This window comes from Streptomyces sp. NBC_01268, assembly GCF_036240795.1.
Classification (GTDB): Bacteria; Actinomycetota; Actinomycetes; order Streptomycetales; family Streptomycetaceae; genus Streptomyces.
In genome coordinates, this window is record NZ_CP108454.1 from 1,789,209 (window position 1) to 1,813,472 (window position 24,264).

The 24,264-nt window shown below is 72.5% G+C and carries 20 protein-coding genes and 1 tRNA gene; 10 read left to right on the forward strand and 11 right to left on the reverse strand.

The genetic code is table 11. The annotated features are described in order from the left end of the window. Window positions 1-155 precede the first annotated feature (155 nt). The 5 genes from OG309_RS07700 to OG309_RS07720 all read left to right on the forward strand — a co-directional run bounded on the left by OG309_RS07700 (window position 156) and on the right by OG309_RS07720 (window position 6,638). A complete protein-coding gene (locus OG309_RS07700) occupies window positions 156-941 on the forward strand; it encodes an MIP/aquaporin family protein (RefSeq protein ID WP_329419215.1) in 786 nt (261 codons plus the stop codon). Window positions 942-976: 35 nt separating this feature from the next. Then, window positions 977-2,527, forward strand: coding sequence for a glycerol kinase GlpK (gene glpK, locus OG309_RS07705; protein ID WP_329419217.1), 1,551 nt, complete (start codon window positions 977-979; stop codon window positions 2,525-2,527). 16 nt (window positions 2,528-2,543) lie between these two features. Next, window positions 2,544-4,148 (forward strand): glycerol-3-phosphate dehydrogenase/oxidase, encoded by a 1,605-nt coding sequence (locus OG309_RS07710; protein ID WP_329419218.1) that lies wholly within the window; start codon window positions 2,544-2,546, stop codon window positions 4,146-4,148. Window positions 4,149-4,266: 118 nt separating this feature from the next. Then, window positions 4,267-5,328: an LLM class flavin-dependent oxidoreductase gene (locus tag OG309_RS07715; protein ID WP_329419219.1), complete on the forward strand. Its 1,062-nt coding sequence runs from the start codon at window positions 4,267-4,269 to the stop codon at window positions 5,326-5,328. A gap of 143 nt (window positions 5,329-5,471) precedes the next feature. Continuing rightward, window positions 5,472-6,638 (forward strand): PAC2 family protein, encoded by a 1,167-nt coding sequence (locus tag OG309_RS07720; RefSeq protein ID WP_329419221.1) that lies wholly within the window; start codon window positions 5,472-5,474, stop codon window positions 6,636-6,638. Between the two features lie 77 nt (window positions 6,639-6,715). Here the strand turns inward: OG309_RS07720 and OG309_RS07725 are convergent, their stop codons facing one another. From OG309_RS07725 to OG309_RS07745, 5 genes are all read right to left on the reverse strand, one after another. Further along, complete coding sequence (locus OG309_RS07725; protein ID WP_329419222.1) at window positions 6,716-9,790, reverse strand: NPCBM/NEW2 domain-containing protein; 3,075 nt, start codon at window positions 9,788-9,790, stop codon at window positions 6,716-6,718. Window positions 9,791-9,905: 115 nt separating this feature from the next. Further along, a complete protein-coding gene (gene mshC, locus OG309_RS07730) occupies window positions 9,906-11,135 on the reverse strand; it encodes a cysteine--1-D-myo-inosityl 2-amino-2-deoxy-alpha-D-glucopyranoside ligase (RefSeq protein ID WP_329419224.1) in 1,230 nt (409 codons plus the stop codon). 158 nt (window positions 11,136-11,293) lie between these two features. Then, window positions 11,294-12,130, reverse strand: coding sequence for an SCO1664 family protein (locus tag OG309_RS07735; protein WP_443067628.1), 837 nt, complete (start codon window positions 12,128-12,130; stop codon window positions 11,294-11,296). Then, on the reverse strand, window positions 12,094-12,684 hold the full coding sequence (locus OG309_RS07740) for a DUF3090 domain-containing protein (RefSeq protein WP_123955225.1): 591 nt from the start codon (window positions 12,682-12,684) through the stop codon (window positions 12,094-12,096). The genes OG309_RS07735 and OG309_RS07740 overlap by 37 nt, the downstream gene beginning before the upstream one ends. Before the next feature lie 101 nt (window positions 12,685-12,785). Continuing rightward, window positions 12,786-13,475 carry a histidine phosphatase family protein gene (locus OG309_RS07745; RefSeq protein ID WP_329419229.1) on the reverse strand — a complete coding sequence of 230 codons (690 nt, stop codon included), beginning with the start codon at window positions 13,473-13,475 and terminating at the stop codon, window positions 12,786-12,788. A 61-nt stretch (window positions 13,476-13,536) separates the two neighbouring features. Between OG309_RS07745 and corA the strand changes: the two genes are divergently transcribed. Then, a complete protein-coding gene (corA, locus tag OG309_RS07750; RefSeq protein WP_329428206.1) occupies window positions 13,537-14,529 on the forward strand; it encodes a magnesium/cobalt transporter CorA in 993 nt (330 codons plus the stop codon). A gap of 71 nt (window positions 14,530-14,600) precedes the next feature. Here the strand turns inward: corA and OG309_RS07755 are convergent, their stop codons facing one another. After that, the gene (locus OG309_RS07755) at window positions 14,601-15,386 is read right to left on the reverse strand and encodes a ferritin-like domain-containing protein (protein ID WP_329419231.1); all 786 of its coding nucleotides are present in this window, start codon (window positions 15,384-15,386) and stop codon (window positions 14,601-14,603) included. 204 nt (window positions 15,387-15,590) lie between these two features. After that, entirely contained in the window at window positions 15,591-16,640 is a 1,050-nt protein-coding gene (locus tag OG309_RS07760; RefSeq protein WP_132914659.1) for an LLM class F420-dependent oxidoreductase, read from the reverse strand. A 173-nt stretch (window positions 16,641-16,813) separates the two neighbouring features. Between OG309_RS07760 and OG309_RS07765 the strand changes: the two genes are divergently transcribed. Together OG309_RS07765 and OG309_RS07770 are read left to right on the forward strand one after the other, a co-directional pair. Further along, window positions 16,814-17,791, forward strand: a complete 978-nt coding sequence (locus tag OG309_RS07765; RefSeq protein ID WP_329419234.1) for an aldo/keto reductase — start codon at window positions 16,814-16,816, stop codon at window positions 17,789-17,791. Continuing rightward, the gene (locus OG309_RS07770; RefSeq protein WP_329419235.1) at window positions 17,788-20,178 is read left to right on the forward strand and encodes a helix-hairpin-helix domain-containing protein; all 2,391 of its coding nucleotides are present in this window, start codon (window positions 17,788-17,790) and stop codon (window positions 20,176-20,178) included. Before OG309_RS07765 ends, OG309_RS07770 begins: the two co-directional genes overlap by 4 nt. A gap of 113 nt (window positions 20,179-20,291) precedes the next feature. Here OG309_RS07770 and OG309_RS07775 read toward each other — a convergent pair whose 3' ends face one another. Then, entirely contained in the window at window positions 20,292-20,924 is a 633-nt protein-coding gene (locus OG309_RS07775; RefSeq protein ID WP_329419237.1) for a hypothetical protein, read from the reverse strand. Window positions 20,925-20,971: 47 nt separating this feature from the next. Between OG309_RS07775 and OG309_RS07780 the strand changes: the two genes are divergently transcribed. After that, entirely contained in the window at window positions 20,972-21,160 is a 189-nt protein-coding gene (locus OG309_RS07780; protein ID WP_125749393.1) for a DUF5703 family protein, read from the forward strand. A gap of 49 nt (window positions 21,161-21,209) precedes the next feature. Here the strand turns inward: OG309_RS07780 and OG309_RS07785 are convergent, their stop codons facing one another. The 3 genes from OG309_RS07785 to OG309_RS07795 all read right to left on the reverse strand — a co-directional run bounded on the left by OG309_RS07785 (window position 21,210) and on the right by OG309_RS07795 (window position 23,942). Further along, complete coding sequence (locus OG309_RS07785; protein ID WP_329419240.1) at window positions 21,210-22,109, reverse strand: chaplin; 900 nt, start codon at window positions 22,107-22,109, stop codon at window positions 21,210-21,212. A gap of 120 nt (window positions 22,110-22,229) precedes the next feature. Continuing rightward, on the reverse strand, window positions 22,230-22,463 hold the full coding sequence (gene chpH, locus OG309_RS07790) for a chaplin ChpH (RefSeq protein ID WP_132914664.1): 234 nt from the start codon (window positions 22,461-22,463) through the stop codon (window positions 22,230-22,232). Between the two features lie 153 nt (window positions 22,464-22,616). Continuing rightward, window positions 22,617-23,942 (reverse strand): M20/M25/M40 family metallo-hydrolase, encoded by a 1,326-nt coding sequence (locus OG309_RS07795; protein WP_329419242.1) that lies wholly within the window; start codon window positions 23,940-23,942, stop codon window positions 22,617-22,619. Between the two features lie 208 nt (window positions 23,943-24,150). Between OG309_RS07795 and OG309_RS07800 the strand changes: the two genes are divergently transcribed. Next, window positions 24,151-24,238, forward strand: a tRNA-Leu gene (locus OG309_RS07800). Window positions 24,239-24,264 lie beyond the last annotated feature (26 nt).

Sequence of the window (24,264 nt, forward strand, 5' to 3'; positions counted from 1 at the left end):
TCCGTTCATCGGTCGGCATTGTCGAACAGCTACCGGCAATACGCGCTAAGGTGTGACAGTGCCAAGGGCCGGCAAACGCCCTCACCACGAGGGCGCGGACCACCGGAGGGACCCGGGGTTCGCCTTCCCCTGGACGAAGGACAAAGGAGTCGCGGGTGTCCAGCTCCGACATCTTCATCGGCGAGACCATCGGTACCGCCGTTCTCATTCTGCTCGGCGGCGGCGTCTGCGCCGCCGTCACGCTCAAGAGCTCCAAGGCCCGCGGCGCGGGCTGGCTCGCGATCACCTTCGGGTGGGGCTTCGCCGTCATGACGGCCGTGTACATGACCGCTTCCCTCTCCGGGGCCCATCTGAACCCCGCGGTGACGGTCGGTATCGCGATCAAGGACGGGGACTGGAGCAACGTGCCGGTCTACATCGCCGGCCAGCTGCTGGGCGCGATGATCGGCGCGGCGCTCGTCTGGGTGGCCTACTACGGCCAGTTCCGGGCCCACCTCACCGACCCGGAGCTCATCTCCACGCCGCACGAGGAGGGGATGGTCGACCAGAAGGCCGCCCCGGACGCCGGCCCGGTGCTCGGCATCTTCTCCACCGGCCCCGAGATCCGTAACACCTGGCAGAACCTGGCCACCGAGATCATCGGCACCGTCGTGCTGGTCCTCGCCGTGCTCACCCAGGGCCTCAACGACAGCGGCAAGGGCCTCGGCGTCATCGGCGCCCTGATCACCGCCTTCGTCGTCGTCTCCATCGGCCTCTCGCTCGGCGGCCCGACCGGCTACGCGATCAACCCGGCCCGTGACCTCGGCCCGCGCATCGTGCACGCCCTGCTCCCGCTCCCGAACAAGGGCGGCTCCGACTGGAGCTACGCCTGGATCCCCGTGGCCGGTCCACTGATCGGTGGAGCCATCGCAGCGGGTATCTACAACATCGCGTTCGCCTGAGCCGTCCTTCTTCCAGACTTCCCTTGGAGTACACCGTGACCGACGCCCACACCCCCGGCACCTCCTCCCACGGGCACGGCCCGTTCATCGCCGCGATCGACCAGGGCACCACCTCCTCGCGCTGCATCGTCTTCGACAAGGACGGCCGGATCGTCTCCGTCGACCAGAAGGAGCACGAGCAGATCTTCCCGAAGCCGGGCTGGGTCGAGCACGACGCCACCGAGATCTGGGCCAACGTCCAGGAGGTCGTCGCCGGCGCCATCGCCAAGGCCGGGATCACCGCCGCGGACGTCAAGGCCGTCGGCATCACCAACCAGCGCGAGACCACCGTCCTGTGGGACAAGAAGACCGGCGAGCCGGTCCACAACGCACTGGTGTGGCAGGACACCCGGACCGACGCCCTGTGCAAGGAGCTCGGCCGCAACGTCGGCCAGGACCGCTTCCGCCGCGAGACCGGCCTGCCGCTGGCGAGCTACTTCGCCGGCCCGAAGGTCCGCTGGCTGCTCGACAACGTCGAGGGCCTGCGCGAGCGCGCCGAGGCGGGCGACATCCTCTTCGGCACCATGGACTCGTGGGTCATCTGGAACCTCACCGGCGGCGCCCAGGGCGGCGTGCACGTCACCGACGTCACCAACGCCTCGCGCACCATGCTGATGAACCTGCACACCCTGGCCTGGGACGAGAAGATCGCCGAGTCCATGGACGTCCCGCTCAACGTCCTCCCGGAGATCAAGTCCTCCGCCGAGGTCTACGGCCAGGTCAAGGACGGCATCCTCGCGGGCGTCCCGGTCGCCTCCGCGCTCGGCGACCAGCAGGCCGCCCTGTTCGGCCAGACCTGCTTCGCCGAGGGCGAGGCCAAGTCCACGTACGGCACCGGCACGTTCATGCTCATGAACACCGGCGACAAGATCATCAACTCCTACAGCGGCCTGCTGACCACGGTCGGCTACCAGATCGGCGACGCGAAGCCGGTCTACGCCCTGGAGGGCTCGATCGCCGTCACCGGCTCCCTGGTGCAGTGGATGCGCGACCAGATGGGCCTCATCAAGTCCGCCGCCGAGATCGAGACGCTGGCCTCCTCCGTCGAGGACAACGGCGGCGCCTACTTCGTGCCCGCCTTCTCCGGTCTCTTCGCCCCGTACTGGCGCTCCGACGCCCGCGGTGTGATCGCCGGCCTCACCCGGTACGTCACCAAGGCGCACATCGCCCGTGCCGTCCTGGAGGCCACCGCCTGGCAGACGCGCGAGATCACCGACGCCATGACCAAGGACTCCGGCGTCGAGCTGGCCGCGCTCAAGGTCGACGGCGGCATGACCTCCAACAACCTGCTGATGCAGACCCTCTCGGACTTCCTGGACGCCCCCGTCGTGCGCCCGATGGTCGCCGAGACCACCTGCCTCGGCGCCGCCTACGCCGCCGGCCTGGCCGTCGGCTTCTGGCCCGACACCGACGCGCTGCGCGCCAACTGGCGCCGGGCCGCCGAGTGGACCCCTCGTATGGACGCCGACAAGCGCGACAGCGAGTACAAGAACTGGCTCAAGGCCGTCGAGCGCTCCATGGGCTGGCTCGAAGCAGAAGAGAACTGACGAGGAGTAATTCGCGATGACCACCCTGCAGAGCCTCCCCTCCCTGGGGATGCACCCGGCCGCCGGTTCCCTTCCGACCCGCGCCGAGACCAGAGAGCAGCTGTCCAAGGCGACGTACGACCTCCTGGTGATCGGCGGCGGCATCCTGGGCATCTCCACCGCCTGGCACGCCGCGCAGTCCGGGCTGCGGGTGGCCCTGGTGGACGCCGGCGACTTCGCCGGCGCCACCTCCTCCGCCTCCTCCAAGCTGCTCCACGGCGGTCTGCGCTACCTGCAGACCGGCGCGGTGAAGCTGGTCGCGGAGAACCACTTCGAGCGGCGGGCGGTCTCCCGTCAGGTGGCCCCCCACCTGGCCAACCCGCTCACCTTCTACCTGCCCGTCTACAAGGGCGGCCCGCACGGCGCGGCCAAGCTGGGCGCCGGCGTCTTCGCCTACAGCGCCCTGTCCGCCTTCGGTGACGGCGTCGGCCACCTGCTGAGCCCCGCCAAGGCCGCCCAGGACGTGCCGGAGCTGCGCACGGACAACCTCAAGGCCGTCGCCGTCTACGGCGACGACCAGATGAACGACTCCCGCATGGCCCTGATGACGGTCCGCGCCGCGGTCGAGTCCGGCGCGGTCGTCCTCAACCACGCCGAGGTCACCGGACTGCGCTTCACCCGGGGCCGGGTCACCGGCGCCGAGCTCAGGGACCGGCTCGACGGCGAGGAGTTCGGCGTCAGCGCCCGCCTGGTGCTCAACGCCACCGGCCCGTGGGTGGACCACCTGCGCAAGATGGAGGACCCCAACGCGGCCCCCTCCATCCGCCTCTCCAAGGGCGCGCACCTCGTCCTCAAGCGCACCTCCCCGTGGAAGGCCGCGCTCGCCACGCCGATCGACAAGTACCGGATCACCTTCGCCCTGCCCTGGGAGGACATGCTCCTGCTCGGCACCACCGACGAGGAGTACGAGGGCGACCCGGGCGAGGTCGCGGTCAACGACAAGGACATCGCCCAGATCCTGGACGAGGCCGCCTTCTCCATCCGCGACCAGCAGCTCGACCGCTCGCTGATCACCTACGCCTTCGCCGGTCTGCGGGTGCTGCCGGGTGGTCCCGGCGACACCTCCAAGGCCAAGCGCGAGACGGTCGTCACCGAGGGCCGCGGCGGCATGCTGTCGGTGGCCGGCGGCAAGTGGACCACGTTCCGCCACATCGGCCGCACCATCATGAAGAAGCTGGAGGCCCTCCCGGGCCACCCGCTCGGCGACTCCTACGAGCCGGTGTCGACGCTGCCGAAGCGGCTCCCGCTGCCCGGCATAGCCAACCCGAACGCCGTCGCCCACCGGCTGCTCGTGGACGGACCGGCGCCCGGCCCGCGCATGTCCGCCGACACCGCCAAGCACCTGGCGACGCACTACGGCTCGCTCTCCTTCGACATCGCCCGCATGGCGAACGAGAACCCCGAGCTCGCCGAGCGCATCCACCCGGACGCGCCGGAGATCTGGGCCCAGGTCGCCTACGCCCGCGACCACGAGTGGGCGGAGACCGCCGACGACGTGCTGCGCCGCCGCACCACGCTGACCATCCGCGGCCTGGCCACGGACGAGATCCGCGGCAAGGTCGAGGACATGCTGGGCAAGTAGCCCTCGCCGAACGGATGTCGTAAGGGGCGGTCTCCCGGGAGACCGCCCCTTACGCGTGCCCCGGCGCCCGCCATGCCGCCGCCATACCACCGCAACACTGGGCGCGCAGAGTTGAACCATGAAGTTTCAGGTGCTCTCTCTCATCGGGCATGCCCCGCACCCCCTCACCGGTGAACTCGACCCCGCCGCCTCCCGGTTGGAGCAGGTCCTGACGGTCGGCGAGGCCGCCGAGCGGCTCGGCTTCGACGCGTACTCGATCGGCGAACGGCACGCCGGCCCCTTCCTGTCCTCCAGCCCCTCCGTGGTGCTCGGCGCGCTCGCGGCCCGCACCTCCCGGATCCGGCTCCTCACCGGCGTCACCGTCGTCGCGATCCTCGACCCGGTGCGCGTCGCCGAGGACTACGCCACGCTCGACCTGCTCTCCCGGGGCCGGATCGAACTCGTCGTCGGCAAGGGCGCGGAGGCCGGTCATTTCGACCTCTTCGGCCTCGACGAGCAGCGGCAGTGGGACCTGCAGCGGGAGAAGTACGAGCTGCTGCGCCGGCTGTGGACGGAGGAGGGCGTGGACTGGGAGGGCGAGTTCCGCCCCCCGCTGAAGAACGTGACCACCGTCCCCCGGCCGTACGCCGGCGCGCCGCGGATCTGGCACGGCTCGGCGACCAGCCTCGACTCCCCCGAGCTCGCGGCGAAGCACGGCGACCCGCTGTTCACCGCCAACGCCGTCCAGCCGCGCGAGGCCTACGCGAAGCTGATCGCCCACTACCGCGAGAGGTTCGAGGCGTACGGCCACGACCCGAAGGACGCGCGGGTGGCGGCGGGCTCCGGCGGGCTGCTCATCGCCGACAGCCACGAGCAGGCGGTCACCCGCTACAAGGAGCTGTACGAGGCGCGGACGCGGCAGAACTTCCGGCCGCACCTGGAGGGGAAGACGGGCTACAACACGCCCTTCCGCACCATCGAGGACGCCATCGCGGGCGGGCCGCAGCTGATCGGCTCCCCGCAGCAGATCATCGACAAGGTCCTCGGCTACCACGAGGTGTACCGCCAGGACCTGCAGTCGATCACCGTCGACGCGTTCGGGCAGTCCACGGGCGAGCAGATCGAGACCCTGGAGCGCTTCGCGGAGGAGATCGCCCCGGTGCTGCGGAAGGAGGCTCCGAGCACGCTCTGGGAGGAGTGAGCCGGCACGCGTGCCGACGGGAGTTCCTGGGTAGTCGATCAAGGCCGGGACGGCTGCGGGGCGGATCCGAGGGCTGCGGGCGGGCCGCCGGAAAGCCGTAAGGTTGGTCCGTACGACAGGAACTTCGACGAAGGAGGCGCTGGGTGATCGAGCTCGAGGGCGTTCCCGAGCTGATCGACCCGGTCATGGTGGCCGCGTTCGAGGGGTGGAACGACGCCGGTGACGCCGCCTCCGCGGCGGTCGCCCATCTGGACCGGGAGTGGAAGGGCGAGGTGTTCGCGGCGCTCGACGCCGAGGACTACTACGACTTCCAGGTCAACCGGCCCACGGTGTGGCTGGACGGCGGCGTCCGGAAGATCACCTGGCCCACGACCCGGCTCTCCGTGGTGCGGATCGGCGGCGACAAGCCCCGGGACCTGGTCCTGGTGCGCGGGATCGAGCCGTCGATGCGCTGGCGTTCGTTCTGCAACGAGCTCCTGGGCTTCGCCCACGAGCTGGGCGTGGAGATGGTGGTCATCCTGGGCGCGCTGCTCGGCGACACCCCGCACACCCGTCCGGTGCCGGTCAGCGGGGTGACCTCCGACCCCGATCTGGCGCGGACGATGGACCTGGAGGAGACCCGGTACGAGGGCCCGACGGGCATCGTGGGCATCCTCCAGGAGGCGTGCACGCACGCCGGGGTGCCGGCGGTCAGCCTGTGGGCGGCGGTGCCGCACTACGTGTCGCAGCCGCCGAACCCGAAGGCGACGCTCGCGCTCCTGAACCGTCTGGAGGACCTGATCGGCCTGCGCATCCCGCTGGGCGAGCTGGCCGAGGACGCGCGGGCCTGGCAGGTGGGCGTGGACCAGCTGGCAGCCGAGGACAGCGAGGTCGCCGAGTACGTCCAGACCCTGGAGGAGGCGCGGGACACGGCCGAGCTGCCGGAGGCCTCCGGCGAGGCCATCGCCCGCGAGTTCGAGCGCTATCTGCGGCGCCGGGAGCCGGGCTCCGGCCCTGGCCCGGTCGCGACGGAGGGCGGCGACACCTCGTACCTGCGCGACGGCTCCAGCGACCGGACCCGGCCGCCCAAGCCGCAGCAGCCGGGTCCGGAGGCGGTGCCGGGCACCGAGCCGGAGCCGTCGTCGGCCGACAGCGCCGGGGGCGCCGCCGAGGGACCGGAAGGCACTGCCGGCTCAGGCGAACCTGAGGGCACGGGCGAGCCCGGGAGCACGGACGGGCCGGAAGGCACAGACGGCTCCGGCAAGCCCGGTGCATCCGGCGCAGCCGACGAATCCGGCGACCCCGGCGACCCCGGATCCCCCGAGGCCTGACCGTTCGACACTGAGGGAGGGGTGGCATCGCCGCCCCTCCCTCAGGCGTCTCCGGACGCCTCCCTACCGCGTGCCGGTCAGGCGCAGTCGAACCGCGCGCCCGCCCAGTCGCCGTGGTCGCCGCTCTTGGATCCGTTGGTGTCGGTGACCTTCAGGTGCACATGGCGCGCACCGGTCAGGTCGACGGCCACGGGGACGGTCGCGGAGGCTCCCGTCACCTTGGGCGAGGTCCACAGCACCTTGCCGTCGGCCTCGACGGAGAAGGCGACCTCCCCGTAGCCGTTGATCTCGTCGTCGATGCCGACCTCGGCGGTGAGCGCGGTGCAGCGCCCGCCGAGGTAGAGCTCGACGTCGGAGTCGGCGTGCGCCCCGATGCCCTTCGCGTAGGTCGTGCCGGCCAGGGTGAGGGGGTGGCCGTCGGCGGCGCCGGACTCGCCGTTGGAGCGGTCGCGTTCCGGCGGGCCCCAGCCGTTGGTGGACGTGAGCCAGACCAGGTCGCTCGCCCAGGCGGGCGCGGTCGGCGGCGGGGGCATCACCCCGACGGCGAACCGCTGTTGCGCGGTGCGGTCGACACCCGCGGCCCGGTGCCGGACGGTCGCGGTGAGCGTGGCCTCGCCCGGTACGGCGTCCTTGGCGGGGGTCACCGACAGCTCGACGCGCCGGGTGGTGCCGGCGGGGACGCGGGCGATCGGCGCGGTCGGGGCGACCTGCCAGCCGGCCGGGACGGTGAGGCCGACGGCGACCCCGGTGGCGTCCTTGGCGCCGGCGGTGACGTCGACGGCGACGGTGCCGGGCACGCCCGCGCCCAGCTCCTGCGCGGGCGGGGCGGCGAGGACGGCGGCGGCGCCGGGGACGGCTCCGCCGACGGCGCTGGTGCCCTTCAGGACGAGGGTGAAGCCGCGGTCGGTGCGCTGGGCGGTGGTCTTGATCCGCACCACGCCGCCGCGGTCGTCCTTGTCGTACCACCAGCCCTGGTCTGCGGCCTCGAAGGCGGCCTTGGAGGCGAGCCCCTCCAGCGCGCGTCCGCCCAGCGTGACGGCGCCGGGGGCGTCGCCGGTGTGGACGGTGAAGGCGTACGGGCGGGAGGCGGCCTTGCCCGTGTAGGAGCCCTCGCTGGGGCCGACGCGCACGCTCACGTCACCGGCGCCGCGGCGGGGTGCCCGGACGTCGGCGCGCTGGGTGGCGTACCGCCCGTCGCGGTGCGCTCGGGTGACGCCGTCGTCCTCGTACAGGGTGAAGGACGAGTCGCCCTGCGGGTAGACGTCCCAGGCCAGCGGGGAGCCCGGGGTGCGCTGGGTGTACGAGCGGATGTCGCCCGGCCACATCGGGACGGTGGCCCCGGCGCGGACGAAGAGCGGCAGGGTGTCGAGCGGGGCGCTGTAGTCGTCCAGGGTGCGGGGGCCTTCGTAGACGCGCCCGTTCCAGTAGTCGATCCAGGTGCCCTTGGGCAGGTAGATGCCGTCGCGCTCGACGGCGTCCTTGTAGACGGGGGCGACGAGGAAGTCCCGGCCGCTGAGGAACTCGTACTTCGCGGCGTCCGAGGCGGCCACCGGGTCGTCGGGGTACTCCAGGGCCAGCGGCCGGGCGAGGCCGACGCCGGTCCGGGTGGCCTGGTGGGCGTGCGAGTAGATGTAGGGCAGCAGGGCCTCGTGCAGCTTGAGGTAGGCCCGGTTGACGGAGGTGTACGGCTCGCCGTACCGGAAGGGCTGCTTGTCCTGCGCGGCCCAGCCGTCCATGGTCATGGTGACCGGCAGGAACATCTTCCACTGCAGGTCACGGGTGTACGTCTTGGCGCTGCCGCCGAAGATGCCGTCGACGTCGCCGGTGGTGTAGGCGAGGCCGGACATGGAGGCGCCGGCGTAGGTGGGGATCTGCCAGCGGATGTACTCCCAGCTGCCGGACTGGTCGCCGGACCACTGGACGCCGCAGCGCTGGGCGCCGGCCCAGCTCTCGGGGGCCCAGGTGTAGCCGCGGGCGTCGCTGTTGGCCTCGATGCCGGCGTAGGCGCCCTTGCAGCCGTCGAGGGCGAACTTGTAGCCGTCGCCGACCCAGGCGACGTCCAGCTTGGCGACCCGCTGGCCGGCCTTCACCTGCTCGCCCAGCTTGTCGATGCCGTCCTCGGTCCACAGGCCGAGTCGGGTGCCGCGCTGCTGGAGGCCCTGGGCGGTCTCGGCGAGGTTCTCGTAGCCGCAGCCGTAGCCGTCGTTGACGAGCATCCAGCCGTTGGGCATGTCGTTCTGGACGTAGCCGTCGGCGACCTTCAGGGCGTCGAGGGTGTGCCGTTCGCCGCGGTTGGCGTTGTGGAGGTAGCAGTCGGCGTCGCCGATCTCCAGGCCGTAGACCGGCGGCAGGAACGGTCTTCCGGTGAGCCGGGTGTACTGGCCGATGACGTCCTTGAGGGCGCCGGGGCCGCTGCCCGCGAAGTAGTAGGCGTCGAAGCGCTGTTCGCGGGCGGTGGTGGTGACGGGCTCGTCGAAGACGTAGGTGTTGGGGGCGTAGGTGTTGCGGTAGACGCCGTAGCCGGCGGAGGAGAGGTAGAACGGGACGGAGTTGGGGTGGCCGCCGTCGTTCCAGTTGTAGTCGACGCCGACCTCGACGGTCTTGCCGCGGTGGGAGGTGTTGCCGCGCCCGTTCTGCATGCCGGCGCCGTAGAACTGCTCGTCGGCGCCGCGGGCCAGGGTCTGGGTGGTGCGGTCCTGGTTCCAGCTGAGGCCCTGGGTCTCGGACCACAGGGGGGTGCCGTCGGCGCGGACGGCGGCGAAGCGCAGCGGCGCCTTGTAGGCGCGCAGGGTCACCCGGGCGGTGCTGAGCTCGTAGCGGTCGCCGAGGTCGGACCAGCGGGTGGCGGGCGGCGGGCCCTGCGGCAGGACGATGTCCTGGCCGGTGGGGTCGGTGAACTTTCCGTCGGGTGCCAGCTCGATGCGGAAGGTCTCGTCGGAGACGAAGCTGACCCGGGCCTCCGCGTGCCCGGCGGTCAGCCGGTAGACGGGTCCGTCGGCGGTGAATCCGGTGAGATCCCCGACGGTGGTGTCGGTGGGGCCGGTGCTGTCCGTGGGCACGGCCGCCGCGCTGCCGCCGGGTCCGGCGAAGACGGCGAGCAGACCGAGAAGTGCACCGGCGACTGCAGCTCTCATGCGCATTGATGATTGCATGAGGTCTATTTAGCGCAGATTCGAGCACCGCGACAGGACAAAACGGAACCGCCCCCGGACTTCGCGAAGAAGTCCGAGGGCGGCCGTGTGCAAGGGAGTTGCGTGGCGGTGACCGCTACAGGGCGACGCCGAGGAGCGCGTCGACGGCACGGGAGACGAGCCCGGGGGCGGAGTCGTCGGCGCCGCCCTCGGCCTCCTGGAACGCGGCCCAGCGGTCGACCGCGGCGAGCGCGGTCGGGGTGTCCAGGTCGTCGGAGAGCGCCTCGCGGAGCTCCTCGACGAGGGCGTCGGCGGACGGGCCGTCGGGGCGCGAGACGGCGGCGCGCCAGCGGCCGAGGCGCTCGACGGCGTCCTTGAGGACCTGGTCGGTCCACTCCCAGTCGTCGCGGTAGCGGTGCGAGAGCAGGGCGAGCCGGATGGCGGCCGGGTCGACGCCCTCCCTGCGCAGCGCGGAGACGAAGACCAGGTTGCCCTTGGACTTGGACATCTTCTCGCCGTGCAGACCGACCATGCCGGCGTGGACGTACGCCTTGGCCATGGGGAACTCGCCCGTGAGGGACTGGGCGTGCGAGGCGCCCATCTCGTGGTGCGGGAAGATCAGGTCGGAGCCGCCGCCCTGCACGTCGAAGCCCATGCCGAGGTGGTCCAGGGCGATGGCGACGCACTCGATGTGCCAGCCCGGGCGACCGGCGCCGAGGCTGCCGCCGTCCCAGCTCGGCTCGCCCTCGCGGGCGGCCATCCACAGCATCGGGTCGAGCGGGTTCTTCTTGCCCGGGCGGTCCGGGTCGCCGCCGCGCTCGGCGGACAGGTGGCGCATCAGCTCGGTGTCGTAGTTCGACACCTGACCGAAGTGCGGGTCGGCCTCGACCGAGAAGTAGATGTCGCCCTCGAGCTCGTAGGCGGCACCGGAGTCCCGCAGCCGCTCGACGAGCGGCACGATGCCGGGTATCGCCTCGACGGCGCCGATGTAGTCCCGCGGGGGCAGCATGCGCAGCGCGGTCATGTCCTCGCGGAACAGGGCGGTCTCGCGCTCGGCGAGCCCCACCCAGTCGATGCCGTCGCGGATGGCCCGCTCCAGGAGCGGGTCGTCCACGTCGGTCACGTTCTGGACGTAGTGAACCTGCCGCTTGGTGTCGAGCCACACGCGCTGAACGAGGTCGAACGCGTTGTAGGTCGCCGCGTGACCCATGTGGGTCGCGTCGTACGGCGTGATGCCGCACACGTAGATGCGGGCGACGGGGCCGGGGGCGAGGGTGACTCGTCCGCCGGTCGCGGTGTCGTGAATCCGGAGGTCGCGGCCCTTGCCGGGCAGGGCGGGGACCTCAGAAGCGGGCCAGGCATGCATGTCCTGAGCGTAACCGGACAGGTGTTCCGGATACGAACCGCATCCGGGATCTTGACCGATTAGGCGGTCTTGCGGGGCGGGGGCATTCATGCATACCCCCCGGGGGTCTCACCCCGCCGGACACCTTGGCCGGAAACCATCGGCCGACCGTACGGTCCTCACACCGGTGGCCAGGGGATCGCCGGCCACTGCCCGGACGGTACGGGGTGCCGTCCCGTCCTGCGCAGCAGGGCCACCCGCTCCCGCAGGGCGTCCACCTCGGCCCCGGTGAGCAGCCCCGCGAGCCGTTCGGCCAGTGGAGTGCCTGGTGCGATCCGCCCGTCGAGCCGGTCGAGGACGGCGGCGGCCTCCTCGGTCAGCTCCTCCCCCGCCCAGCCCCACAGCAGGGTGCGCAGCTTGTCGTCCACGTGGAAGGAGACGCCGTGGTCGATCCCGTAGAGCCGTCCGTCCGGCACGGGCAGCAGATGCCCGCCCTTGCGGTCGCCGTTGTTGATGACGGCGTCCAGGACGGCCATGCGGCGCAGCTGCGGGGTGTCGGCGTGGACGAGCAGGGCGGTGCGGTCCTCGGCCACCTGGGCGGGTCCGACGGCCTTCCAGCCCTCGCCCGCCTCCTCGTCGTCCACGAGCGCGAGCAGGGCGGCCGAGGGGTCGGCCTCGACCCAGAGCTGGACCATGCCCTCGCCGTACGGTCCCTCGCGCAGCACGGTCGGCGGCACCAGGCCCCAGCCGGTGGCCTCGGAGAGCTCATAGGCGGCGACCTCGCGACGGGCCAGGTTTCCGTCGGGGAAGTCCCAGAGCGGGCGCTCCCCCATGACCGGCTTGTAGACGCAGTCCCTCTGCTCGCCCTCGTACGCGACGGAGCAGAACAGCACGGCGTTGGAGGCCTCGCGGACCTGGCCGCGGACGGTCAGCTCCCCCCGGCTGAGCAGGTCCACGACATCGGGGGTCCGGTCACCGCTCATGCGCCGCGCCGGTATCCGTTCTGGCGCGGGCAGACATGGCCCTCGGGGTCCAGCGGCAGGCTGCACAGGGGGCACGGCGGACGTCCGGCGTTGACGACGTCGAGGGCCCGCTTGGCGAAGGCCCTGGCCTGGGCTCCGCTGAGCCGGACGCGCAGCATCGGCGGGCCGTTCTCCTCGTCCTGGAGCAGCCGCTCCTCGGCCGCGGCGAGGTCCTCCTCGGAGTCCGCGTCGAGTTCGACGAGCGCCTGCGCCTCGACGATCATCCGCTGCTCCTCGCCGTCCCAGGCGAGCGCCATGGTGCCGACCCTGAACTCCTCCTCGACGGGGGTGTCCAGCGGCGCGGTGTCGGCGATCTCGGCCGGGGCGACGGCGGGGACGGGCGCGTTGCCCCCGGTGCGGCGGACGACCTCGTCGAGGAGCTCGTCGATGCGCTCGGCGAGGGCCGCCACCTGGGTCTTCTCCAGGGCGACGCTGGTGACGCGGCCGGCCGCGGACGCCTGGAGGAAGAACGTACGGCGGCCAGGCAGCCCGACCGTACCGGCCACGAAACGCTCCGGTGGGTCGTAGAGGAACACCTGACGGGACACGTTCCTGACTCCCTTGAGTCTCGACTGTGGTGCTGTCGTGGGCTGCTGTGGTGCCGCGCGGTGGTGCTACGGCGGCGCGTCCACCCTACTGCGCGGAAGGATCACGGTGCGCCCGCACCGCCCCCGACCTCCGCCGCCCCGCTGTCGCCGGGCGTCTCGCGCGGGGTGAGGGCGGCGAGGTCCCCGGTGTCGCCGAGGCGGACGAGGAAGGGGCGCAGCCGGGTGTAGCGGATGACCGTCAGGGAGCAGGGGTCGACGTGGATCCGCTGGAAGAGGTCGAGGTGGAGTCCGAGGGCGTCGGCCACGATCGACTTGATGATGTCGCCGTGCGAGCACATCGCGTAGACGGCGTCCTCGCCGTGCTCGGCCTCGATCCGGGCGTTCCAGTCGCGGACGGCGTCCACGGCGCGCGCCTGCATGCCGCGCATGGACTCGCCGCCGGGGAAGGCGGCGGCCGAGGCGTGCGCCTGGACGACCTCCATCAGCGGCTCGTCGGAGAGTTCGGCCAGCTTGCGGCCCGACCAGTCGCCGTAGTCGCACTCGCTGATCCGCTCCTCGGTGTGCAGGGCGAGTCCGGGGCGGGCGTCGAGGAGCGGCTGCACGGTCTCCCGGCAGCGCTGCAGCGGGCTGGAGACGACCGCGGCGAGCGGCACGCCCGTGAGGCGCCCGGGGAGCGCGGCGGCCTGCTCGGCGCCGCGTTCGTCGAGCGCGATGCCGGGCATCCGTCCGGCGAGCACCCCGGAGGTGTTGGCGGTGGAACGTCCGTGCCGGACGAGGATCAGCGTGGCCATGTCGGCCAGCGTACGGGCGCGGAAGGGAGGACGGGTGCGCGAAGCCCGACCTCGGGGGAGAATACGGCCCGTGATCGTGGATTCAGCCATCTACCGGGACGGGCGCAGGACGGACGGCCCCGCCGACCTGTCCGACGCGCTGGACGAGGCGCGGGCGGCCGGGGACGCGTTCCTGTGGGTGGGGCTGCACGAGCCGACGGAGGCGGAGTTCGACCATGTCTCCCGGGAGTTCGCGCTGCACCCGCTGGCCGTGGAGGACGCCCTGAAGGCACATCAGCGGCCCAAGCTGGAGGTCTACGACGACTCGCTGTTCGCGGTGCTCAAGCCCGTGGTGTACGAGCCGGAGAGCGACCGGGTCAGCACGGACGAGCTGATGGTCTTCATCGGCGACTCCTTCGTGGTGACCGTGCGGCACGGCGAGGGCGCCCCGCTGGCGGCGGTCCGCAAGCGCCTGGAGGCGGAGCCGGAGGTGCTCCGGCACGGGCCGACCGCGGTGCTCTACGCGATCAGCGACGCGGTCGTGGACCACTACCTCGACGTCGCCGCGGAGCTCCAGGTCGACCTGGAGGAGCTGGAGGCCGACGTCTTCGCGCCCGCGGGCGCGAGCCCGGCGCGGACGGCGGAGCGGATCTACACCGCCAAGCGGCAGGTCCTGGAGTTCCGCCGGGCCTCCGTGCCGCTGTCGGGCCCGATGGCCCGGCTCGCGACGGGCGCGGTGCCCTTCGTCCACGACAAGGCGGTGCCGTTCTTCCGGGACGTCAACGACCACCTGCTGCGCGCCAACGAGCTCGTGGAGGGCCTCGACCGGCTGCTCTCGGACGTGCTGTCCGCGCATCTGGCGCAGATGGGCGTGCGGCAGAACGACGACATGCGGAAGATCTCCGCGTGGGCGGCGATGGCCGCGGTGCCCACGATGGTCGCGGGCGTCTACGGCATGAACTTCGACCACATGCCGGAGCTGCACTGGGTGTGGTCCTACCCGGCGGTGCTCCTCCTGATGGCGGGGATCGTGGTGGGTCTGTACCGGCTGTTCAAGCGGCGCGGCTGGATGTGAGCCGGGGCCCCGGCGGTCCGCGGAGAGCCCCCGGGATCCTCCGCGCCCTGGGGGTGCGGCTCGTCCGTGGTTCAGAGGGCGGGGACCGGGACCATGGGGCCGCCGAGGGCGTCGCGGCGCTCCGGCATCCTGAGGTCGACCATCTTGTGCCACCCGGCGGCGCGCTCGTACGCGTAGACGCCGTGGATGCCGGCGGCGAGCGTGGCGGCCTTGGCCTTCGGCCAGCCCAGGATGCGCCCCATGTGCCGCATCACCGCGAGGCTGACGTCCCGGTAGACCTGGATCTCGGCGAGCGCGGACTCGCGCAGGATGCTCTGGATGAGCCGCCCGTGCCCCTCGTAGTTGAGGCGGAGCAGCTCCTCGTGGCAGTAGGCGAGGTGGTTGTCCTCGTCGTTGCAGATCATCCTGATCGCCTTGCCGAGGTCGGGGTGGTCCCCGAAGTAGCGGACGAGCAGCTGCATCTGGGCGGCCGCGCGTTCCTCGGTGACCCGGCTGTGCGCGAGGTAGACCACGATGTCCCGCTCCGTGAGGGGTTCGTCGCGGCGCAGCTTGTCGTGGGCGAGGCCGATGCCACGGCGTTCGAGCAGCATCGTGTAGTCGGTGTCGGGCGGTACGGGGACGGGGTCGAGGCCGCGCTTCCTCATCAACGCGTGGAAGATGCGGCCGTGCTTGTCCTCGTCGGCGCCGTGCCGGGTGATCTTGGGGGCCAGCTCCCGCATCCCGGGGGCGACGAGAGCCGCGATCCGCGCGTTCTCCCAGCCTCCCTGGGCCTCGCCGCTGGCGGCGATGGAGCAGAAGAGCTGGAAGGACTCGTCGTCGTCGATGATTTCCTGGAACAGGCTCTTGGCCGTCAGCATGGCTGCCACCTCCCGTGGAGTACGAGTCAAGTGGGCCGTGCGCGGTCGGGCAACAGGAGGGCCGCGGACGCTGGGCCGAACGACGTACACGAGAGGTGCCGCCGGGCGCGTAACCCCGGGCGCGCCCGCGCGTTGTGCTGCGTGACGGCCGTGGCGGGGAAGACCCCCCGAGCCCCCACCACGGCCGCAGACTTCCTTCCGGACCTACGCGAGTCCGGCCCGCTCCAGCGCCTCCACACCCGCCCGCAGCGCCGCCAGCCGCTCGTCGAGGGTGAAGCCGGCCGGAGCGAGGGTCAGGGTGGTGACCCCGGCGGCGGCGTAGGCCTTCATCCGGTCGGCGATCCGGTCGACGGATCCGAGCAGGGTGGTCTGGTCGATCAGCTGGCGGGGTACGGCCGCCGCGGCGCCGGCCTTGTCGCCGGCGAGGTACTTGTCCTGGATCTCGGCGGCGGCCTTCTCGTAGCCCATGCGCTGGGCGAGCTGGTTGTAGAAGTTCTGCTTCCGGCTGCCCATGCCGCCGACGTACAGCGCGGTGTACGGGCGGAAGATGTCGGCCAGCGCGTCGATGTCGTCGCCGAGGGCGAGCGGCAGCGTCGGGTGGACGTCGAAGCCCTCCATGGTGAGCCCGGCCTTCTCGCGTCCCGCGCGCAGGTGGCGCAGGGCCGTCTCCTCCAGGTGCTCGGCGGCCGGGAAGATCAGCAGGGCGCCGTCCGCGATCTCGCCGGTCTGCTCCAGGTTCTTCGGGCCGATGGCCGCGATGTAGAGCGGGATGTGCGGACGGGTCGGGTGCACCGTGAGCTTGATCGGCTTGCCCGGGCCGTCGGGCAGCGGCAGGGTCCAGTGCTCGCCCTCGTAGGTGAGGCGCTCGCGGGACATGGCCCTGCGGACGATCTCCACGTACTCGCGGGTGCGGGCCAGCGGCTTGTCGAACTTGACGCCGTACCAGCCCTCCGAGACCTGCGGTCCCGAGACGCCGAGGCCGAGCCGGAAACGGCCGCCGGAGAGGGAGTCGAGGGTGGCCGCGGTCATCGCGGTCATCGCGGGCTGGCGGGCCGGGATCTGCATGATCGCCGAACCGACGTCGATCCGCTCCGTCTTGGCGGCGACCCAGGACAGCACGGTGGGCGCGTCGGAGCCGTACGCCTCCGCCGCCCAGCAGACGTCGTAGCCGAGGCGGTCCGCCTCCTGGGCCACGGCGAGGTTGTCGCCGTCCATGCCCGCGCCCCAGTAGCCGAGGTTGATGCCGAGCCGCATGCCACGTACCCCTTACCCATCGGTAACGTCCCTGTGGTCGGGACTCTAGCGCGCACCCCCGGCATTCGTCAGGAGGCGATCGGGCACCGGTGGCGGAGCGACGCGGGCCCGCCTGTGGACAGGTTGTCCACAGGCTCTCTCCCCGTGGTGCCCTGGCCAGTACTCTCGCGGCCATGGAGCAGAGGCATCTCGGACGTACCGGCCTGCGCGTGTCCCGGCTCGGGCTCGGCACCCTCACCTGGGGCCGCGACACCGACGAGCACGACGCCGCCGAGCAGTTGAAGGCGTTCTGGGACGCGGGCGGCACCCTCGTCGACACGGCGGACGTGTACGGGGGCGGCGAGGCGGAGTACCTGCTCGGACAGCTCATGGAGGGCCTGGTGCCGCGGCGGGACCTGATCGTGTCGACCAAGGCCGGCAGCGTCCCCGACCCGGACCGGCGCACGGACGGCTCGCGCGGGCACCTGCTCGCCGCCCTCGACGCCTCCCTCGCCCGGCTCGGCACGGACTACGTGGACCTGTGGCAGCTGCACGCCTTCGACCCCCACACCCCGCTGGAGGAGTCGCTGCACGCCCTCGACATCGCCGTCCGCAGCGGCCGGGCCCGCTACGTCGGCGTGTCCGACTTCTGCGGCTGGCAGCTCGCCAAGGCCGGCACCTGGCAACTGAGCGGGGACCGGACCCGGCTCGCCGGCACGCAGATGGAGTACTCACTGCTCCAGCGGGGCGTCGAGCGGGAGGTGCTGCCCGCCGCCCTCGACCTCGGGATCGGGCTGCTGCCCTCCTCGCCGCTGGGGCGCGGGGTGCTCACCGGCAAGTACCGGCACGGCACCCCGGCGGACTCCCGCGGCGGCTCGGAGGCGCTGGCCCCCTTCGTGGAGCCGTATCTGGACGAGCCGGCGAGCCGCATCGTGGACGCGGTCGCGACGGCGGCCGACGGCCTCGCGGCCACCCCGCTCCAGGTGGCCCTGGCCTGGGTCCGCGACCGCCCCGGCGTGACCGCCCCGATCATCGGCGCGCGCAACGCGCAGCAGCTCACGGCCGCGTTGTCAGTGGAGAGCCTTAGTCTTCCTGACGAGATCTTCCGGGCCCTCGACGATGTGTCGGCGCCCGTGCACCACTATCCGGATCACGACTGGAGCACCTTGTGACCGAGCCTTCCGGGGAGACCCCGCCCGAGGCAGCCGCGCCCCCCGCCGACACGCAGGGAGCGACCTCCGCGTCACCGGGCGCCCCGGACACCCCCGGCCCCGCGCACGACGAGGGGACGGCCGGCCCGGACGCGGGCGAGGAGGCGACGGCCGGGGCGGAGAGCGCGGAGGACGCGGAGAGCGCGGAGAGCGCGGAGGACGCGGAGAGCGCGGAGGACGCGGAGAGCGCGGAGGACGCGGAGAGCGCGGAGAGCGCGGAGGACGCGGAGGACGCGGAGGACGCGGAGGACGCGGAGGACGCGGAGGACGCGGAGGACGCGGAGGACGCGGAGGACGCCTCCGAGGGAGACGGCGGCACCACGGCGGCGGCCCCGGCTCCCGGGGACGGCACCACGGCGGAGACCCCCGCTTCCGGCGAGGGCACCGCGGCCGAGCTCTCCGACGCGCAGGCCGAGCTCGCCGCGCAGCGGGAGCTGCGGGCGCGGATCGAGCAGCGCAAGGCCGAGCGGGCCGCGCCCGTCGAGGCCGGCGGCAAGCTCAGCGGGACGGCCGCCGACCTGCTCGCGGCGGTGCGGGCCGTGGAGAGCGGCGCGCAGCCCGTCGCTCCGCCCCGCCCCGAGGTCCCCGCGCCCTCGCGGCCCATGCCGGCGGCCGCGCCGGAGGCGACGGTGCGCCCGCTGGCACCCGCGGCCCCGGTGGTGACCGAGGAGACGACGTCCTCGGTGCGGCAGGTGCTCGCGCGGGGCGGGGCGCCCGAGGCGCTCGCCGGGCAGGTCGCCGCCGTGCTCGGCGAGGGCGCCGCCCGGGCGCTCGACGACGACCCCTGGCAGCTGCTCGCGGTGCCGGGGGTGCGCCCCGAACAGGCCGACGGCTTCGCGCGTGCCCTGCTCGGCTCCGCGTGCGGCCCCGGCGACGAGCGACGGGCCGTGGCGCTGACCGCCTGGCTCCTGGAGCAGGCCGCCCTGAAGGGCCACACGGCCCTGGAGATCGGCAGCGTGCGGGACGGGCTCGCCCGGCTGTCGGTGCCGGAGCCGGAGAAGGCGGTCGAGCACGCGGTCTCCGAGGCCGCGGTGCTGGTCTTCCAGGAGGAGGACCCCGAGGACACCGGGGACACCGGGGACACGGAAGAGGACGAGGACGCCGGGCAGGCCGAGGCACCCGTCGCCGAGGAGCGGCCGCAGCTGCCCGTGCTGCTCGGCCTGGAGCGGTACGCGCTCGCGGAGGAGAGCCTCGCCGACGGGCTGGCCCGCCTGATCCGCACGGTCGAGGCGGCCGACTGGGAGGGCCCCGAGCTGGTCCGCGCGGCCGGCACGCACGGCCTCGTGCTGCACACCGGCGGCGAAGCCGCCCGCGCCGAACCCGCCGCCCTCGCGGAGGCGGCCCGCGAGCGGGGCCTGCGGGTCGCCCTCGCGGCCCACACGGACCGGGACGGCGCCGTGCCGGTCGCCGCGCTCCTCTCCGGTGCGGCGGGTCCGGGCCGCGACGAGGAGGGGCTGCTCGCCCTGGACCTGCTGGTCGTCCTGGACGCGCCGCAGCTGGACGTCGAGACCGCCGCACTGCTCGTGGAGGCGCTGCCGGACGGCTGCCGGCTCGTCCTGGGCGGCGACCCGCTGGTCCTCGGCGCCGCGGGACCCGGCCGGGTCTTCGCCGACCTGCTGGCCGCCCGCGTCGCCCCGGCGATCGCCTCCCGCACGCCCGACCCGGGCCCGATCGGCGAGCTGGTCTCGGGCATCGGCATCGGTGAGCTCAACCAGGTCGAGGCGCCCGGCAAGGAGGTCGTGATCGTCCCCGTCCGGGACGCGGGCGAGGCGGTGCACCGCACGGTGCAGCTGGTCGCCGACTCCATCCCGCGCGCCCTCGGCCTGCCGGCCGACAGCACCCAGGTGATCACGGTCGGCCATGGCGGCGCCGCGGGCACCCGCGCGCTGAACGCGGCCCTCAAGCAGCGGCTCAACCCGGGCCCCGGCCGCTTCGGGGGCTACGACCCGGGCGACCGGGTCGCCCACTCCCCCGCGCCGGGCCGCACCGTGCCGGGCACGGTCGTCTCGGCCGACGCCGAGGGCCTGCACCTGGACTGCGCGGGCGAGCGGGTCGTCGTACCGAAGGAGCGGGTCGAGGGCGCGCTGCGGCACGGGTGGGCGCTGACCGCGCACCAGGCGGCCGGGGCACGCTGGCCGGCCGCGGTCGTGGTGCTGCCCGGCGACGCGGCGGCGGGCCTCAGCCGGGCCTGGGTGTACACCGCCTTCGGCCGCGCCGAGCGGCACCTCTCCGTCGTCCACGGCGTGGACCAGGCGCTGCCCCGCGCGGTGGCCGAGGGCCTCACCCCGGAGCGGACGACCCGGCTCCGCCCGCTGATCGAGGCGCTGCTCCACGAGGAAGAGGCGTAGGGGCGGCGCGCACGACGGAACGGGCGGAGACGCGGTCCGGCCGGCACCCGTCCCGCGAAACCGCGGGACGGATTGCCGGCCGGACTGTCGCTCCGAGGGGCTCAGGTGGGCTCTCAGGCCCCGTGGGCCTGTTCCTCCAGCTCCTCCTCGGCCTCGTCGTCGAAGACGGCGCTGATGTCGAAGCGGCAGACGATCCGCTCCGGGTCGGCGTGGTCGAAGGGCGTGTTCAGCCACTCCCCCGGTTCGGGCAGCTCGTCGGTCGCCTCGACCCAGAGGGTGGAGTCGCCCTCCTCCAGACCGAATTCCTTGTGACGGGACGCGATTTCGTCAGGTTCGTACTCGCCGAAGAGGGTTCCGAGGGCGGCATAGGTGCTGGCGGCGCCGTTCCCCTCGCGGTCGACGTCCACGATGCGCCTGGCCTGGGCGACGAGGCGCTTCGGTTCGACCACCGCGTAGTCGCGGCGGATGAGCACGCTGACGGCGTGCGGTTCCTCGGGCCCCGCGTAGGGCGGCAGGGAGTCGTCGGCGCCGGGGATCTCGAAGGGGGTGACCTCGTCGTACCGGTCGTAGAGGACCTCGTCGTACGCCTCCGCCGCCGCCGCGAGCGCGTTGAAGGCCTCGTAGACGGCAGGGTCGTCGTCCCCGGTGCGGCTCTCGACCGCCGCGAGGTGACGGTCCAGTGCGGTTTTGACCGCCTCGGCGGCGGCGCGTACCTCGGCAGCGGTGGACTGCGCAGCATCAGACATAGGACAGACGCTATCCGTACCGGGCCCTTGGCCGCACAATAGATGCGATGCCGGAATACGAATTTGTCGACGTGTACGTGCCGCGCGGCGTCTCCCGTAAGGAGGCGACGCGGCTTCTGACCGACCATGCCGAGTACGGGCACTGGGAGTTGGACCGACTGAGCCTGCATCGGGACGGCAGCCGCAGAGTGCGGCTGCGCCGGCGCATCATCCGTCAGATCCGCGCCACCTGGTGAGACGCAGAAGGGGCCCCGCTGTGCGGGGCCCCTGCCGTTTCCGTACGCCTCAGGCGGTGCGGCGCGACCGGCGGTAGATCACGGAACCGGCCAGCAGCAGGGCCGCGCCGGCCGGGACGGCCATCCCGACCGCTCCGGCACCGGTGTGCGCGAGCTCCTCGCTGGGCGGGCTCTGGACCCCCGTGTGCGTACCGGGGTTGTTCGGCCCGTGCGGGTGCCCGGGGGTACCGGGGTGCCCTCCACCCTCGGTGCCGGGGTTGCCGGGGGTGCCGGGCGTACCGGGAGTGCCCGGGGTTCCCGGATTGCCGGGCGTACCGGGGTTCCCCGGAGTACCCGGGTTCCCGGGGTTGCCCGGGTTCCCGGGGTTGCCCGGATTCCCAGGCGTCCCCGGGTTGCCGGGGTTGCCGGGGTTGCCGGGGTTGCCCGGATTCCCGGGGTTGCCCGGATTCCCGGGGTTACCCGGATTCCCCGGCTCACCGGGGTGCCCCGGTGTCGTCGGCTCGATGCCGTTGCCGCAGCCGTTGTTCGAGGCCGCGTTGCCGAGGCCGATGGCGTTGACGCTGTTGCCGCAGACGTTGATGGGGGCGTCCACCGGCACCTGGACGACGTTGCCGGAGCCGACGCCCGGCGAGTGCGAGGCGCTGCCCTGGGCGGAGGACCCGCCGGAGCCGCCGGAGTCCCCGTAACCGCCGGGGCTGCTCGCGTTGGCGCACTTGTTGCCGGACGCCGGGTTCATGAGACCGACGGCGTTGACCGTGTTGCCGCAGAGGTTCACCGGCGCGTGGACCGGGACCTGGACGTTGTTGCCGGACGCGACGCCCGGCGAGTGGGAGGCCGTACCGCTCGCGTTCGCGTCGGCGTGGGCGTAACCGCCGCCGAGGGCGATCATGCCGCCCGCCGCGGCGACGGTGACGATGCTCTTCCGGGTGATGCGTGTGACCTGTCGCATTGCTGTGTTCCCGCTTCCCTGCATGCTCGGCTCCGTGCGAAATGCCCACCGGCCCCGGAGTGCATGGCGTGCACTCCGGGGCCGGCGTTGGCTCAAACCCTCAGGGGGTGATGCTCAACGTCAGGCGTTGATGCAGGTGTTGCCGAAGGCGGGGTTCAGCAGACCGATCACGGAGACCGTGTTGCCGCACACGTTCACGGGGATGTGGATCGGCACCTGGACGACGTTGCCCGAGAGCACGCCGGGGGAACCGATGGCGGCACCCTGGGCACCCGCGTCGGCAACGGCCATGCCCGCACCCGCGAGAACGAGACCGCCGGTGGCAGCCGCAGCAGCGACGACCTTCTTGATCATTATTCCTCCTTGTTGGCAATGCGGTCCCAGCCGCGGACCGCACCACCTGTAACGAGGGGGAACCCAGGGGGCTACGAGCCCCTTGAGGCATTCACTCTTTCCGGTCATCCGCGCACGCGCGGTCGATTTGGGGAGCGTCTGCGGCGGACGTCCTCAGGAGGCGTCGATGAAGCGGTCCAGGACCCGGACGCCGAACTTCAGGCCGTCCACCGGCACCCGCTCGTCAACGCCGTGGAACATGCCGGCGAAGTCGAGCTCCGGCGGGAGCTGGAGCGGCGCGAAGCCGAAGCAGCGGATGCCGAGGTCGTCGAAGGACTTGGCGTCGGTGCCGCCGGAGAGCATGTACGGCACGGCACGGGCGATCGGGTCCTCGGCGCGCAGGGCCAGCTGCATGGCGTCGACCAGGGCGCCGTCGAAGCTGGTCTCCAGGGCCTTGTCGCCGTGCACGTCCTCGCGCTTGACCCGCGGGCCGAGGATCCGGTCGAGGTCGGCGAGGAACTCCTCCTCGTAGCCGGGCAGGAAGCGTCCGTCGACGTGGGCGGTGGCCTGGCCGGGGATGACGTTCACCTTGTAGCCGGCGCCGAGCATCGTCGGGGCGGCGGAGTTGCGCAGGGTGGCGCCGACCATCTTGGCGATGCCGCCCAGCTTGGCGAGCGTGGCCTCCATGTCCTCGGGGTCGAGCGGGGTGCCGAGGGCGTCCGAGAGCTCGTCGAGGAAGGACCGGACGGTCTTGGTGACCCTGACGGGCCACTGGTGGCGGCCGAGCCGGCCCACGGCCTCGCACAGCTCCGTGATGGCGTTGTCGTTGTTGGTCATCGAACCGTGGCCGGCCGTGCCCTCGACGGTCAGCCGCATCCAGTGCATGCCCTTCTGGGCGGTCTCGACCAGGTAGAGCCGGAGGTTCTCGTTGACGGTGAAGGAGAAGCCGCCGACCTCGCCGATCGCCTCGGTCACCCCGTCGAAGAGGCCGCGGTGCTTGTCGACCAGGTGGCGGGCGCCGTAGGTGCCGCCCGCCTCCTCGTCGGCGAGGAAGGCCAGGACGATGTCGCGCGGGGGCTTGCGGCCGCTGCGCATGCGGTCGCGGACGACCGCGAGGGTCATCGCGTCCATGTCCTTCATGTCGACGGCGCCGCGGCCCCAGACGCAGCCGTCCGCGACCTCGCCGGAGAAGGGGTGGTGGGTCCAGTCCTCGGCGTTGGCCGGGACGACGTCGGTGTGTCCGTGGATGAGGAGGGCCGGCCTGGACGGGTCCTCGCCCTCGATGCGGGCGACCGTGGAGGCCCGCCCCTTGTGCGACTCGATGATCTTCGGCTCGAGTCCGACCTCGGCCAGCTTCTCGGCGACGTACTCCGCCGCCGCCCGCTCGCCCGGGCCGGAGTGGTCGCCGTAGTTGCTGGTGTCGATGCGGATGAGGTCACGACAGAGGTCGACGACCTCGTCCTCGCCCGTGACGGTCCGGCCGGTGTTCGACTCGCTCACGCTGCTTCCTCCCACTACGTGCCTCAATGTGCTGGCTGGTGATCTCCCCATCCTCCCGCGTGCCCCCCTCGGGACCCAAGGGCGGCCACCGGCCGACATCCGCCCGTCACACGGCGGGGGGCGCAAGGGGTGGTGATCGGCCACCCCAGATGTTTGCTATGGTTTTCCTCGTCGGAAGGGCCCAGCGGCCAGGAAGACAAGATCACCTGTCCGGGTGGCGGAATGGCAGACGCGCTAGCTTGAGGTGCTAGTGCCCTTTATCGGGCGTGGGGGTTCAAGTCCCCCCTCGGACACCAGCGAAGGACCCCACGTCATGTGGGGT

Coding starts and splice junctions, on each gene's coding strand:
- mshC (WP_329419224.1), bottom strand. CDS start 11,135: ATGCATGCCTGGCCCGCTTCTGAGGTCCCCGCCCTGCCCGGCAAGGGC.
- OG309_RS07760 (WP_132914659.1), bottom strand. CDS start 16,640: ATGCGGCTCGGCATCAACCTCGGCTACTGGGGCGCGGGCATGGACGGC.
- OG309_RS07780 (WP_125749393.1), top strand. CDS start 20,972: ATGCCGGAATACGAATTTGTCGACGTGTACGTGCCGCGCGGCGTCTCC.
- OG309_RS07765 (WP_329419234.1), top strand. CDS start 16,814: ATGGAGCAGAGGCATCTCGGACGTACCGGCCTGCGCGTGTCCCGGCTC.
- OG309_RS07745 (WP_329419229.1), bottom strand. CDS start 13,475: ATGGCCACGCTGATCCTCGTCCGGCACGGACGTTCCACCGCCAACACC.
- OG309_RS07775 (WP_329419237.1), bottom strand. CDS start 20,924: ATGTCTGATGCTGCGCAGTCCACCGCTGCCGAGGTACGCGCCGCCGCC.
- OG309_RS07710 (WP_329419218.1), top strand. CDS start 2,544: ATGACCACCCTGCAGAGCCTCCCCTCCCTGGGGATGCACCCGGCCGCC.
- OG309_RS07785 (WP_329419240.1), bottom strand. CDS start 22,109: ATGCGACAGGTCACACGCATCACCCGGAAGAGCATCGTCACCGTCGCC.
- OG309_RS07725 (WP_329419222.1), bottom strand. CDS start 9,790: ATGCAATCATCAATGCGCATGAGAGCTGCAGTCGCCGGTGCACTTCTC.
- OG309_RS07755 (WP_329419231.1), bottom strand. CDS start 15,386: ATGCTGACGGCCAAGAGCCTGTTCCAGGAAATCATCGACGACGACGAG.
- OG309_RS07715 (WP_329419219.1), top strand. CDS start 4,267: ATGAAGTTTCAGGTGCTCTCTCTCATCGGGCATGCCCCGCACCCCCTC.
- chpH (WP_132914664.1), bottom strand. CDS start 22,463: ATGATCAAGAAGGTCGTCGCTGCTGCGGCTGCCACCGGCGGTCTCGTT.